Here is a 13,687-nt window from a genome sequence, read left to right on the forward strand (position 1 = left end):
CAAAGGCAAGCCCATGAATGCGGTCCTCAGAGTCTGGACTCGGTTCGAGTTGGCGCTCGAAGCATTTGTAAAGATCGACCGTCATGTTGCTCGGCCGGACTACTCTGAGATGTGGATGCACGAACTGCGGAATCGGGTGGTCTGAGGACAGCTGGAGACAATGCGGAACCCACTGAGGTTTGACGTGGATGGGTGATTTCGATCCACTCTCGACACAGCAGGACGTCGCCCGTGTGATCGCCGAGGAACTCGGTGCGACGGGATTCATCGATGTCCATGAGATCGGTCGTGGTGGGTTCGGTGTGGTGTTCCGTTGCCGGCAGCCGTCGTTGGATCGTGTTGTCGCGGTAAAGGTCCTCACTGCTGACGTCGACTCGGAGAACGTGGCGCGTTTCTTGCGTGAACAACGTGCGATGGGCCGTGTCTCGGGCCATCCTCATATCGTGACCGTGCACGATGTCGGTACCACCGACAGTGGTCGCCCGTTCATCGTCATGCAGTACCATCGGCGTGGGTCGCTTGAGGTCGAGATCCGCAGGAACGGTCCGCTTCCGTGGACTGAAGTCCTTCGGATAGGTGCCAAGATGGCGGGGGCGCTCGAGACCTTGCACAGGTTGGGTGTGCTTCACCGGGACGTGAAGCCCGGAAATATCCTCATTGCTGACTACGGCCAACCCCAGTTGACCGACTTCGGGATCGCCCGTATCGCCGGAGCGTTCGAGACCGGCACGGGAACAGTCACGGGTTCGCCTGCCTTCACCGCACCGGAAGTACTCCGGGGAGATGCTCCGTCGGTATTCTCCGATATCTACGGTCTGGGCGCGACACTGTTCTGCGCGCTCACCGGCCATGCGGCCTTCGAGCGGCTCAGCGGTGAACATGTCGTGGCGCAATTCCTGCGGATCACCTCGGAACCGACCCCTGAACTGTCCGGGTGGGATATCCCCGAGGATTTTCGCGCGATCATCGAACGATCGATGGCGCGCACAGTGGGCGAGAGGCCGGGCTCCGCGGAAGAACTGGGAAACCTTCTCGTCGATGCCGCTCGTCACAACGAGCACAACATCGACGAGATGGCGCTCCCGGCAAGGGAGCGCGAGTATCGGGCGGATGTGGTGGTGGGCACGGCCCGTGGCGCTGCGCCGGCGGGACATGATCAAGATTCCGTAGGTGAGAGTTCGTCACTACTGGGCCTGCCACGTCGTAGTAAGGACGGAAACCTCCCGTACGAGTTGACGAGCTTCATTGGCCGCCGCCACGAGTCGGCAGAGGCCAGACACCTTCTGTCAGGGGCGCGGTTGGTGACGTTCACCGGTATCGGCGGCGTCGGCAAGACGCGGCTGGCGTTGAAAGTCGGCTCGGATGCACGTCGCGCTTTCGCCGACGGTGTGTGGTTGGTGGAGCTGGGACAGCTTCGCGATCCAGCGCTACTGGCAGATACTTTCGCCGGTACCTTCGGCTTGCAGGAACGCTCCGCCCGCCCGCCGTCGATATTGGTGGCCGAGTACCTCGCCGATAGGCAGCTGCTGCTGATCGTCGACAACTGCGAGCACATGATCGCGGCGGTCGCGAAACTGGTGGAGGCGCTGCTGCGGGTGTGTCCGGACGTGAAGGTCCTTGCTACCAGCCGGGAGCCTTTGGGCATCGGCGGCGAAATGGTGATGAGGGTGCCTCCGCTCACGGTGCCGGACACCACCGAGCCGGCGCCGTCCCGGCGTGGAGCAGCGATGTCCGATGCGGTCGCATTGTTCGTCGAGCGGTCCCGCTCGGCGGTCCCGGATTTCGTCCTCACCGACGACAACAAAGCAATCGTCACTCAGATCTGCCGGCAGTTGGAAGGACTGCCGCTCTCGATCGAGCTGGCGGCGGTGCGGTTGCGATCGATGTCAGCGGTACAGATCCGCGACAGGATAACCGACAGCTACGCGTTACTGACCCGGGGGCATCGCGGAGCCCCGAGTAGGCAGCAGTCGCTGCGCTTGTCCATCGACTGGAGCTACTGGCTGTGCACCCCGGACGAGCAACGGTTGTGGGCGCAGGTCTCCGTCTTCGCAGGCTCCTTCGACCTCGACGGCGTCGAAGGGGTAAGCGGTCAACTGTTCGGCGCGGTGCCGCTGGTGGATCTGGTCGAATCCTTGGTCGGTAAGTCGATCCTCATTCGCGAAGAAACTGCCGCCGGGGTGCGATTCCGTCTATTGGAGACTCTCCGCGCCTACGGCCGCCGACGACTCGACGAGGAGGCCGGTGAATATGCAGCTCTGGCGCGTCGGCATCGGGACTACTACCTTCAAATGGTGAAACATTCTGAGTCCGAATGGATCTCACCGAAACAGACCGACTGGATCGCTCTGCTGAGGCAGGAACAACCGAACATTCGTGACGCCCTCGAATTCTGTGCCTCGGAGACCGGTGAGGCTGCTGCCGGCCTGGAAATGGCAAACGCCCTGTACTTGTTCTGGTTCACCCGCGGCATGTTCAGCGAAGGCAGGCGTTGGCTGGGACGACTACTCACCCTCGACGCAGAGTCACTGACGGCGGAGAGGATTCACGCCCTGTGCTGGAGCGCCGAGATGGCAGGTCTACAGGGAGATAACGCTGCGGCAACGCCTTTGGTGGTGCAAGCACGAAATCTGGTTCAACGTCTCGACCAGGACGATATCGGTGCGGAAGTGTTCTACATAGAAGGGAACTCGGCGTTGTACAGCGGTGACCCGGGGCGAGCGGTCACATTGTTCGAGCGGGCTCTAGGGGGTCTGCATCCCGAAACGAACCTCGTTCGACGGATCGAAGCCCTGGTATCTCTCGGAGTCGCCGGATGGGTGCTCGGCGATGCCACCCTCGCTGTCGCGTCGCATCAAGAAGTGCTGGCTCTCACCACCGAGCACGGGGAGTCCGTGTACCGCGCGCATTCACTCTGGTCACTCGGCCTGGTGTCGTGGAATCGAGGACGAGCGCGGGAAGGGTACGAGCTTCTGGAAGAGGGAATACGATCCGCTCATCGTGTCGACGATCCGGTCAGCGGGGCGCTCTGCGTCGAAGCGCTGAGTTGGATTGCGGCAGACGAAGGTCGAGAGGAAAGAGCTGCGGTACTCATGGGCGCTGCCCGAGCGCTCCGTAAAACCATGGGTGCTTCGTCGGTGCGCATTCCGGCCATGGTCGACTACCACACACAATGTGTGCGCCGAACCCGCACAGTGCTCGGCGCCGCCGCATACGCAACGGCGTTTCGACACGGACAGGCCCTCGATTTCGACGAAATAGCCGCGGTAGCGCTCGACGACGCGCCTCCCGAGACCTCCGTCGAGCCAACCGAGGCAGAGAATGCTCTGACCAAACGCGAACGTCAGGTAGCGGAACTGATCAGTGAGGGTTTGACCAACAGAAAGATCGCGGAGAAGCTATTCATTTCACCTCGCACCGCGCAGGGACATGTCGAGAACATACTGGTCAAGCTAGGATTTAGCTCGCGAACCCAGATCGCCGCATGGTTCATCGAACACGCTCGGTAGTCGTCCCGGTCTAATAGCCGCCTCGATGTTGAATCAGTCCCTTTTTGTGCCAATTCACTGCGCTGGGAAGAGAATCTGGACACCCGGCAGAACACCGTGACAGGAATTTCGTCGTCGCCGAGGTCGCAGGCCCAGGTGGGCCCGCGACCAGGGGAACGCCGAATTGCGTAGGGTCGATGAACTTTCGAGACGGCATTCCTGTCACCTGATCGCGACCCGATCCTTGATACCGAATAATGACCAGGCGCGGCATCAGCATCGTCCCGCCCGCTACCTTCCCGCCAAGATCTGCGCGGGTGTCGTCTCGAACGCTGCACTTGTCAGGGCACCAGTGTTTGCTGGCGACCCTGAGTGGAGTTGATGTTCAGTTCCACCGATCGGATGAGGTTCTCGGGCCGGAGGATTTCCGTGATCTCGGATTCGGTGAGTAGTCCTCGTTCGAGTACGAGCGAGGGGATGCTTCGGCCGGTAGCGAGGGCATCGGCGGCCACTGACGTTGCAGCCGCGTAGCCGATGTAGGGGTTGAGTGCAGTGACCACGCCGATCGAATGCTCGACCATGCGCCGTAGGTGTTCGACGTTGGCGGTGATTCCGGCGATGCACCGAGTGGCGAGAGTGTCGCAGGCATTGGTCAGATGAGTGATCGATTGGAACAGGCTGTGGGCGATGATCGGTTCGAATGCGTTGAGTTGCAGTTGACCGGCCTCGGCAGCGAGTGAGATCGTGACATCGTTTCCGATGACTTCGAACGCGATTTGGTTGACAACCTCGGGAATCACGGGGTTGACCTTGCCGGGCATGATCGACGAACCTGCCTGCATGGCGGGGAGGTTGATCTCCGAGAAGCCGGCTCGCGGCCCTGAGGACAGCAGGCGTAGGTCGTTGCAGATCTTCGACAGCTTCACTGCAGTTCGTTTGAGGACTCCGGAGAGTTGTACGAAGGATCCGACGTCCTGGGTTGCTTCGACGAGGTTCGCGGCGGTCGAGACCGGCATGGCCACGACGTTATTGAGATGACGGCATACGAGTTCTGCGTAGCGAGGGTGGGCATTGAGCCCGGTACCGATTGCGGTGCCACCGAGGTTGATTTCACCGATCAATGCGCCCGCTTCGAGGAGTCGGTCCGCGTCCTCACCCAGCATGACCTCGTAGGTGCCGAATTCCTGGCCGAGGGTCATCGGTACGGCGTCCTGCAGTTGGGTGCGGCCCATTTTGACCACATCTGCGAATTCTACGGCCTTGCCGTTGAATGCTGTTGCCAGTGACCGCATCGACTGTTGCAGGCGCACCAGCGCGAATGCTACGGCCACTTTCAAGGCGGTCGGGTAGACGTCGTTGGTGCTTTGGCTCATGTTGACGTGATCGAGTGGGTGTAGGGCTGTGTAGTTGCCGCGGCGGTGTCCGAGGATTTCCAGTGCTCGGTTGGCGATGACCTCGTTGGCGTTCATGTTTGTCGATGTTCCTGCGCCGCCTTGGATGACGTCGACGACGAACTGGTTGTGCAGGGCTCCGTCGCGGATTTCCGAGCATGCCGCGACGATGGCGTCGGCGATTCCGGAGTCGAGCAGACCTAGATCTCGATTCGCCAATGCTGCAGCTTGTTTCACACAACCGAGGGCGACCACCAGATCTGGGTAGGTCGAGATCGGTATTCCGCTGATGGGGAAGTTTTCGACCGCGCGCAGGGTGTGGATTCCCCAGTAGGCGTCGGCGGGGATGTCTCGGTCGCCGAGCAGATCGTGTTCGATCCGGACCGTATCGGCTTTGATGTTGGTCATGACAGACCCGCTGGTGTCGCAGCCGTGTTCAGTGTGGTGCCGAATAGTTCCCCGAACCGAGCTGTGTCGTCGCTGTTGCCGTGCACGCCGAATCCCTCGCGTGTGTCGCGGTAGGAATGTGCGCGGGCGGGTTCGCTGGGGCGATAGGCATTGGTGAGGGGCAGCATGTTCTCTCCGTCGCGGTGGGGGCCGGGAGGGCGGATCACTGTCATAGTGTTTCCATTCGGTGAGCGTGGCGGGTGTCGGTCTTCAGGTCAGGCAAGGGTGAAGCGAAGCTGTTGGCCGGGTCTGGCTTGGGCTGCGAGGTCGATGTCCGCGCTGTGAACGACTGCGACGACGGGGTATCCGCCGGTGATGGGGTGGTCGGCCAGGAAGATCACGGGCTGTCTGGAAGGAGGAACTTGTACCGCTCCGAGTGGAACTGCTTCGGTGGGCAGTTCATCGAGCCGCGTGCGCTCGAGTACACACCTTTCTGAGGTGCGATCGAGCCGCACGCCTACTCGGTTCGACTGGCTCGAGACCGTCCACAACACTGTTGTCAAGGATTGCGGGTCGACGAACCAGTCCTCGCGCGGGCCCAGCGTCGCGCGCAGAGTGATGGTGTCGGCACTGGGCAGCGCGATCGGTGCCACGTCGATCGGAGGAAGCGGCAGACGAGGCCGCCCGATGGGGATCACATCGCCCTGCCGGAGGGGGGAGGGGCCGATACCGGAGAGCGTGTCGGTGCTACGAGATCCGAGTACCGGCTCGATGTCGAGCCCGCCGCGGATCGCGACGTAGCTTCGAAGACCCACTTGCGGGGTGCGCAGCGCCAGGTGTTGACCGGCACGAACCATGATTGTGCTGGCGTGCGCGACCTGCACACCGTCCAGATAGGCGGGCGCCGGAGCGCCGGTCACGGCCACGATGAGATCCTCCGTGCCTCGGAGAGCGAGCCCTCCGAGGAGAGTCTCGATGCATGCCTCGGACTCGACATTTCCGACCATCCTGTTCGCCAGTGTGAGCGCGCCCCGATCAGCGGCGCCGGAGCAGCCGACGCCGGATTGGAGGAATCCGATCCGGCCGAGGTCCTCGATGATGCTGAGCGGGCCGGTGTCGAGGATTTCAACCGTTTTCACGACTTGTCCGCATCGACGAAGCGAACAACTCGGCCGGGCTGCACAAGAGCGGGAGGATCGTTGTCGATATCCCACATCTGCATGTCCGTCCGGCCGATGAGCTGCCAGCCTCCCGGGGACGAGCGTGGGTACACCGCGCAATATCGACTGGCCAGTGCAACGGAGCCGGGGGGAACGGAAGGTCGTGCTTGTTCTCGGCGGGGGATCGTCCATGGGGTAGCTGATGTGGGGCTCAGATACGAAAATCCCGGTGCGAAACCGATGAAGGAGCACCGCCACAGCTCGTCGGTGTGGCGGGCGATGATGTCACGGACAGACAGTCCGGTGATGTGTGCGAGCTCTGCGAGGTCTTCACCGTCGTAGTGCACAGGAACAATCACGACGTCGTCGGACTGCGCGTGCTCCAGGATCGATGTCGAGGTGAGGGAGAGCCGACCGATCTCGGAGCGAAGCGCTGACATGTCGGCGTCGGGCCGAGCGAATATCATCACTGTCGTCTCGGCTGGTAGGAAGTCGATCATGCCCGAGGGCGGGCAACGCCGAAGCTGCTCGACGAGCCCGAGAGTCTCGGTGGGACTGTCGGTCTCGACGAGAATGCTGGATTTCCCGGCGGTCAGCAAGCGTGGCGTCCCGATGCTCATGCAAAGGCCCTGATCTCGATGCCGGCGCCTTCGAGAGCATGTTTCACAGATCGGGCGATGTCGGTGGCATCGGCGGTGTCGCCATGAACACACACGCTCGCGACGTCGACGTCGACAACTGTCCCGTCGATACTGCGGACGGTCGAATGCCGAGCCATGTCCAGTACCTGTGTGCAGATCGCGGCACGATCGTGCAGTACCGCGCCGGGTCGACGACGGTCGACCAGTGTGCCCAGTTCCGTATAGGCGCGGTCCGCGAAACCTTCTGCGACGAAACGAATGTCGTATTCGTCAGCGGCGACCCTCTGGAGCCAGGAGTCGGAGGGGCCGAGTATGGCTAGATCCTTGTTGTACAGCGTCACGGCATCGAGCAATGCTCTGGCTGTGTCCGCATTGTTTGCCGCTGCGTGGTAGAGGGCTCCGTGTGGCTTGAGGTACCGCACGTTCGTCCCGGCGGCGCAGGCGAAACCGTCCAGCGCGGCGAGCTGATACACCGTCTCGTTGCACAGATCGTCGGGATCGATCGTCATCGCACGGCGTCCGAAGCCGACAAGATCGCGGTAACCGACATGGGCGCCGATGACAACGCCGCGGTCTGCTGCCCAACCGCAGACCTTCCGCATGATCGACGGATCTCCGGCATGAAATCCGCAGGCAATGTTGGCGCTGGAGATGACGGCGAGGAGGCTCTGGTCATCCCCGGAACGCCAGGGGCCGAATCCTTCCCCGAGATCGGCATTGAGGTCGAAGGTCGCGGCCACAGCATCTTCTTCCAGGTGTGTTGAACCGCGATGAGCGGTGGACGGTGCCGGTGGGCAGTCCAGAGGTTGCTTCGCTGAGACGGTCGGGGGATGGGTCATCGGACCCTCCTTCAGGGCGGTATGTAGCGGAAACTCGATCATTGGACGCGGGATACCAGTCCGCCGAGGTCGATTCCGTCGATTCGATCGACTGGGGAGGCGCTGTGAGGCACAGGATTCGCGCCAGTGCAGTGGCACATGATGCGATTATGTATTCTAAGGATTGTAGAACGATTCTACAATACTACGTGTTGCCTTTACTCATTTCGGGCTTTGAACCTCATGATGTGCCGAGGGCGGCCACATGTACGGAAGGAATTTCCGTGGTTGCTCCCACGTCCGAAGTATCCGAGATCGTTCGCATCAGCCTCGCTGCGCAGCCTGAGTTGCTCGAACGCACAAGCACGGCTGGGCGAGTGGCAACAGCAGTACGCAATACCATCATCGATGGGACCTTCCCTCCCGGCACACGGCTGTCCGAACCTGAGATCTGCAAAGTGCACGGAGCCTCGAGAAACACTGTTCGTGAATCCTTCAGAGTTCTGGAAAAAGATCGACTCGTCGATCACAAACTCAACCGTGGAGTATTCGTCCGGATGCCTACACTCGAGGACATCGCAGACCTCTACCAGTGCAGGCGTGTAATCGAGTGCGCTGCCGTCCGGACGCTTCGCCGGTCCGAACGCGACATCACCCCCATCGTGGAAGCGCTCCAGTCAGCGGTAGCGATGCGCGACGCCCAGAACTGGGCAGGGGTCGGAACCGCAGATGTTCACTTCCACCGCGCGGTTGTTGCACTGGCTCGGAGTCGTCGCGTGACCGAATTGATGGAAGGCGCTTGGGCAGAACTGCGCTTGGTGTTCCTGGCCATGGGGGATCCACAGTCCTTTCACCAGCCCTACTTGGAGCGAAACAGACAAATCGCCGAGGCGCTCATCGTTAACAACGACGACAGGGCGGAACGACTACTGCTGAGCTACCTCGACGACGCAGAGCACGAGATCAGCACCATGTACAGGCGTCACGTAACAACGACCTGACATATCGTCTGTCGAATTGAACGCGCGCTACGCGATCAGGTGCTATCGGTATGACATCCGGAACTTTCACATTTCGGCCGGATCAAAGACCTGACCGGGCATCGCCGACGAGCTTTCCGAACGTGCAGAACGAGAATTGCGGATTGAACCGCACCGAGCACAGGCGACGAATACCCGACCGCTTTCCGGGTGCATTGGTCGTGCGTTCCTGCTTGATCAACTCCAACGAACCTGGCCGAACTGTTTTACACGCTCCCTCGGAGGCAGTCGGACGGCTTGCGGTGGCTACGCACGATTTGCCAGCAGCGATGCGATAGTGCTCCGGGCTTGCCGGGTCGGATCGTTGCAAGCCCGGGAAGCTAGGTTCGTTGCCAATTTTGACATTTATTGTAGTATGACTGTGTTGTTATACAATTTGTGGAGGTAGCCAGTTGAACGCAATTTATGGGCCAGAGCACGAGGACTTCCGCAATACTGTCCGGTCGTTTTTCGAGCGCGAAGTTAAGCCTCACCACGATCAGTGGGAGAAGGACGGCGTGGTCTCCCGAGACCTGTGGACCAAAGCAGGTGAGTACGGACTTTTATGCTTCGATGTGCCCGAGGAGTACGGTGGCCCGGGTGTCGACGACTTCCGATTCAATGTGATCCTGTCTGAGGAACAGCAACGGACCGGCTTGACCGGACCAGGATTTTCCGACCATTCCGACACAATCGTTCCCTATATCAGCGCAATCGGGAATGAAGAACAGAAACGCCGGTGGTTGCCGGGCTGCGTCAGCGGTGAGACCATTACCGCTGTTGCCATGACAGAACCAGGTGCAGGCAGTGACCTGCAGGGAATCCGTTCCACGGCGATCGACAAGGGCGATCACTACCTGTTGAATGGTTCCAAGACGTTCATCAGCAACGGAATCTTGTCCGATCTCGTTATTGTGGTCGCCCGCACCGATCCGGAGGCCGGTCACAAAGGAATCAGCTTGCTTGTCGTCGAGCGCGGCATGGAGGGTTTCGAGCGCGGACGAAACCTAGAAAAAATCGGTATGCATGCTGCAGACACCGCCGAGCTCTCGTTCACCGACGTCGTTGTTCCCAAGTCCAACCTCCTAGGCGAGGCGGGTCGAGGGTTCACCTACTTGATGCAGAACCTACCGCGAGAACGGTTGATTGTTGCTGCTCAGGGAATTGCTGCATCCGAAGCGATAGTCGAGATGTGTCTGGAGTACGCCAAGTCCCGGCAGGCATTCGGTAAGCCGATCGGAAGTTTTCAGCACAACAAGTTCCTGCTCGCGGAAATGGTCACTGAAGTTCGGGTAGCACGCGCATTCTTCGATAATTGCTTGCGTGCGCAACTCGATGGCGAACTCAGCAGTGTGGATGCGGCCATGGCAAAGTGGGTGACTACCGAATTGCAGAATAAACTTGCAGGCCAGGGAGTTCAGTTGCACGGTGGCTACGGGTATATGACGGAATATCCCATTGCGAAGGCATTTCTCGATGGGCGGGTTTCAACGATATACGGTGGTACTACAGAGATAATGAAGGAAATTATCGGTAGATCGCTGGGACTGTAAAGAAGCTGGCGATCAGGGTCTTTCGAAAACCAGGCAGAGGCGTTGACGTTGCCGTCAGTATCGACGTCGGCCCATCGGGTCGGGATGTGGCGGCTGTATGGCTGTGCAATCTGTACCGCGCAACACTCGGGTTGACCGCCGATGCTGACGGTCTATTTCGCCTACCCAGAAACCTTCCACCCGTGATCTCGACGGAATTGATGTTGACCGGTAGGCGTATCACAGCCAACGAGGCATATACCCGCGGCTTGGTCGCGTACAGAATTGCTTCCTGCTGCAATCACCCTCGCCGCACAAGCCGTAACGCGGCACCGTTGGCGGTCGCCGCGTTCAAGGAGGTGGTTCGCTCCACCGAAACAATGCCCATTCCGGATGCACACGATGCGTTGAGGTCCGGAAATTTCCGACCTACGACGCGATGCTGTCCTCGGACGACTCCCGTGAAGGCCCCCGGGCTTTTGCTGAGCGCCGGCAACCTCGCTGGTCAGGACACTGACGCCTGGTCATGTGCTCCCTCGCCGCTACGAGATGAAGGACTTTCGCCGAGATGACCAATTCTGATCCGCACAGCGGTGCCGCCACACCTGGCTCTCGCTTGCCGTTGGACGGTGTGCGCGTGCTGGATTTGTCGAGCAACGCCCCGGGACCATTCTGCACAATGGTGCTCGCCGATCTCGGCGCGGACATCGTCGTCGTCGACCGCCCACCAGTGGCATCCGAGCTCGGCGCACAAGTGTCCATCCCGAACGCCCAGGTCGACGGGCTCGCTAGGCCTCACTTCGATGCATTTGCTCGGAACAAGCGACGGATCGGGGTCAATATCAAAAAAGATGGCGGCGCCGATATCATCCGATCTCTGGCAGCTCGCTCCGACGTGGTTCTGATCGAGATGCGGCCAGGGAAAGCAGAGGCAGCCGGTATCGGGTATTCCGATCTCAGTGCACTCAACCGCGGACTGATCTACTGCTCCATCACGGGGTTCGGGCAGAACGGGCCTTACCGCAACAGACCCGGACACGACGTGAACTATCTCGGGTATTCCGGCGCGTTGTCGCTCTTCGCGCGACGAGACGCGGTCCCGCCGCCCCCGCCGAACATGATCGCAGACTACGGCGCTGCCGGGCTGCTCGCTGCGACATCGATTCTCGCGGCACTACAGGCTCGACATGTGACAGGTGAGGGACAGTTCGTCGATATCTCGATGCTCGATGCGACCACTTACCTACTCGCGGAATGGATGTCGACCACTTTCGACCCGATGGGCGATCCCACCGTGCTCGCCGACTATCCGCCCTACGACGTTTACACCTGTGGCGATGGACGTCTAATCACCGTCGGCTGCGTGGAGCCGCGATTTTGGACCACGCTGTGCGAGGTCATCGAACGGCCGGAACTCGTTGCTTTGGCCGGTGATGTCACCAGACGCACCGAACTACGTACCGAGCTTCAACGCACCTTCGAACGCAAGACGGTCACCGAGTGGCTCGATCTCCTCGATCCTCATGATCTACCTGTCGGAGCAGTCAATTCTCTCGACGAACTCGAAGACGACCCCCAGATCCAGGCCCGCGACATGGTCACAACCCTCTCTTCCGAACACGGACCCGTCCGTCAAGTCGGCATCGGACCGAAGCTCTCGGCCACTCCCGGAAGCATCCGCCGGCTCGGCGTCCCTCTCGGAGCTGACAGCGATGAAATCCTTGATGAACTGGGATACTCAGCTGCCACAGTCGGACAACTTCGCGGTGCGGGTACGGTCTTCGGGTAAACCGTCTCCAGATTGGAGGTCTTGGGAAAAATCCCCGCGCGGCACCGAGCTGTGGCGAGGATTCGAACTCAACCCTCCCACGTCTCTAGCTCTGCTCTGACAGGATGCAGTTGTTATTGGCGGGGTAGGGATCCCGTGGCTTCTTCGACTGCAATGTTGATGTATTCGGCGAGGTTGGCGCGGAAGGCCTCGCCTTGGCCAGCCACGAGATTGCCGAGCAGTTCGCGGTTGCGCTTGATCCAGTGACCGCCGGCTCGCTCTTCCATGCTCGCGTGGATGAGCCGAGTTTCGGTCAACAACTGCACGAACGTGTTGTCGATACGAGTATTGCCGATCAACGACACAAGTTCGCGATGGAATGCGAGGTTGCCGTTGGTACCGGACTTGCTGTCCCCCTGTGAGAAGGCGTGCTCACTGTCACTGAGCGCGGCCTCCAAGCGCTCGATCTCCTCAGAGGTCAAAGTCCCTGCCCGCCGAGCAACCGACTCCTCGATCAACGCCCTGAATTCGAAAATGTCTAGCACCTCGGCCGGGGAAACCATTCGAACAGTCACACCACGATGCACTTCGTGGGTACCGAGTCCGTCCCTGGTCAGCAGTCGCAATGCTTCCCGCACTGTGTTACGCGCAACGCCGAACTGTTCACACAGATCAACCTCGCGCAACGACTGTCCGGGACGCAAACTGCCATCGAGGATTTCATTCTTTAGTTCAGCCACCAAGAGCTCGGACGCCGCTTGCCGTCCAAGATCCCGCGGTCTACGTGTCGCCGCAGCAACGGAAGGTTTCACCACACCGACCAGGCTATTGCATACCACGGGCTTCATCGCTCAATCGCCGCCCGCGTCGGAGGAAGCACGAATCCAACACGCCCCGCCCCGCGCTTCGGGACATCACCTGAATTGGTCAGATGGGCCGATTCTCCGGCGCGCAGAAAACCAAAACTGGCACGCCTCAGACGACGGCGCGGTCGGCGCCCTTTGGCGCTGTGTATGTTGTGGAGGCTCGGCGCATGGTGTACGCATCGGTTCCACTGGGCTGGTAATACTTGGTCCGGGTGCCAATGACGTCGAATCCGTGCCTGCGGTAGAGCGCGAGAGCTGAATGGTTGTCGACTCGCGCGTCCAAGAACACCGGCCCTCCGTGTTTGTCTGCGTGACTTAGTAGCTCGCGTAACAGTAGTGAACCAAGGCCACGCCCCTGGTGCGCCGGATCTACACCGATGTTGTGTATTTCGGATTCGGGACAGAATGAGTTGCCTAGCAACGCTATTCCTGCGTATCCAACCACGGCGCGCTGGTTGTCCCGGATCACGATGTACTCGGTGTGCGATTGCTCGAGCTCGGAGTGAAACGCCGCCGCGCTCCACGTGCTGTCTCCTGCGAACAGTTGGGCGTCGAGTTTGGCGCAGCGCTCGGCATCGATGGGATCCATGGGCGAGGGTTGTGCGCTTACTGTTGAG

At 60.5% G+C, this 13,687-nt stretch carries 11 protein-coding genes; 4 read left to right on the top strand and 7 right to left on the bottom strand.

Annotated features, from left to right (window positions below; all coding sequences use genetic code 11):
- The first annotated feature begins 188 nt into the window (after nucleotides 1–188).
- Nucleotides 189–3,509: a protein kinase domain-containing protein gene (locus FFI94_RS32310; protein WP_138873948.1), complete on the top strand. Its 3,321-nt coding sequence runs from the start codon at nucleotides 189–191 to the stop codon at nucleotides 3,507–3,509.
- A 320-nt stretch (nucleotides 3,510–3,829) separates the two neighbouring features.
- On the opposite strand, the gene aspA is transcribed toward FFI94_RS32310, so the two are convergent.
- Genes aspA through FFI94_RS32335 form a run of 5 tightly spaced genes read right to left on the bottom strand, consistent with a single transcriptional unit; the run spans nucleotide 3,830 to nucleotide 7,906 of the window.
- On the bottom strand, nucleotides 3,830–5,287 hold the full coding sequence (aspA, locus tag FFI94_RS32315; protein WP_138873949.1) for an aspartate ammonia-lyase: 1,458 nt from the start codon (nucleotides 5,285–5,287) through the stop codon (nucleotides 3,830–3,832).
- Nucleotides 5,284–5,499 (bottom strand): hypothetical protein, encoded by a 216-nt coding sequence (locus tag FFI94_RS32320; RefSeq protein ID WP_138873950.1) that lies wholly within the window; start codon nucleotides 5,497–5,499, stop codon nucleotides 5,284–5,286. The genes aspA and FFI94_RS32320 overlap by 4 nt, the downstream gene beginning before the upstream one ends.
- Before the next feature lie 42 nt (nucleotides 5,500–5,541).
- Nucleotides 5,542–6,405 carry a biotin-dependent carboxyltransferase family protein gene (locus FFI94_RS32325; protein ID WP_138873951.1) on the bottom strand — a complete coding sequence of 288 codons (864 nt, stop codon included), beginning with the start codon at nucleotides 6,403–6,405 and terminating at the stop codon, nucleotides 5,542–5,544.
- Nucleotides 6,402–7,046, bottom strand: coding sequence for an allophanate hydrolase subunit 1 (locus FFI94_RS32330; RefSeq protein ID WP_138873952.1), 645 nt, complete (start codon nucleotides 7,044–7,046; stop codon nucleotides 6,402–6,404). The genes FFI94_RS32325 and FFI94_RS32330 overlap by 4 nt, the downstream gene beginning before the upstream one ends.
- Nucleotides 7,043–7,906 (bottom strand): LamB/YcsF family protein, encoded by an 864-nt coding sequence (locus tag FFI94_RS32335; protein ID WP_138873953.1) that lies wholly within the window; start codon nucleotides 7,904–7,906, stop codon nucleotides 7,043–7,045. The genes FFI94_RS32330 and FFI94_RS32335 overlap by 4 nt, the downstream gene beginning before the upstream one ends.
- 263 nt (nucleotides 7,907–8,169) lie before the next feature.
- Between FFI94_RS32335 and FFI94_RS32340 the strand changes: the two genes are divergently transcribed.
- The 3 genes from FFI94_RS32340 to FFI94_RS32350 all read left to right on the top strand — a co-directional run bounded on the left by FFI94_RS32340 (nucleotide 8,170) and on the right by FFI94_RS32350 (nucleotide 12,225).
- A complete protein-coding gene (locus FFI94_RS32340; protein ID WP_260684566.1) occupies nucleotides 8,170–8,886 on the top strand; it encodes a GntR family transcriptional regulator in 717 nt (238 codons plus the stop codon).
- A 431-nt stretch (nucleotides 8,887–9,317) separates the two neighbouring features.
- Nucleotides 9,318–10,457 carry an acyl-CoA dehydrogenase family protein gene (locus FFI94_RS32345; protein WP_138873956.1) on the top strand — a complete coding sequence of 380 codons (1,140 nt, stop codon included), beginning with the start codon at nucleotides 9,318–9,320 and terminating at the stop codon, nucleotides 10,455–10,457.
- Nucleotides 10,458–11,004: 547 nt separating this feature from the next.
- Nucleotides 11,005–12,225 (top strand): CaiB/BaiF CoA-transferase family protein, encoded by a 1,221-nt coding sequence (locus FFI94_RS32350; RefSeq protein WP_138873957.1) that lies wholly within the window; start codon nucleotides 11,005–11,007, stop codon nucleotides 12,223–12,225.
- A gap of 113 nt (nucleotides 12,226–12,338) precedes the next feature.
- On the opposite strand, the gene FFI94_RS32355 is transcribed toward FFI94_RS32350, so the two are convergent.
- Together FFI94_RS32355 and rimI are read right to left on the bottom strand one after the other, a co-directional pair.
- Nucleotides 12,339–13,019, bottom strand: a complete 681-nt coding sequence (locus FFI94_RS32355) for a GntR family transcriptional regulator (RefSeq protein ID WP_185993487.1) — start codon at nucleotides 13,017–13,019, stop codon at nucleotides 12,339–12,341.
- 160 nt (nucleotides 13,020–13,179) lie between these two features.
- The gene (rimI, locus tag FFI94_RS32360; RefSeq protein WP_138873959.1) at nucleotides 13,180–13,659 is read right to left on the bottom strand and encodes a ribosomal protein S18-alanine N-acetyltransferase; all 480 of its coding nucleotides are present in this window, start codon (nucleotides 13,657–13,659) and stop codon (nucleotides 13,180–13,182) included.
- Nucleotides 13,660–13,687: the final 28 nt, after the last annotated feature.

Source organism: Rhodococcus sp. KBS0724 (genome assembly GCF_005938745.2).
In the GTDB taxonomy this organism is placed as follows: Bacteria; Actinomycetota; Actinomycetes; order Mycobacteriales; family Mycobacteriaceae; genus Rhodococcus_F.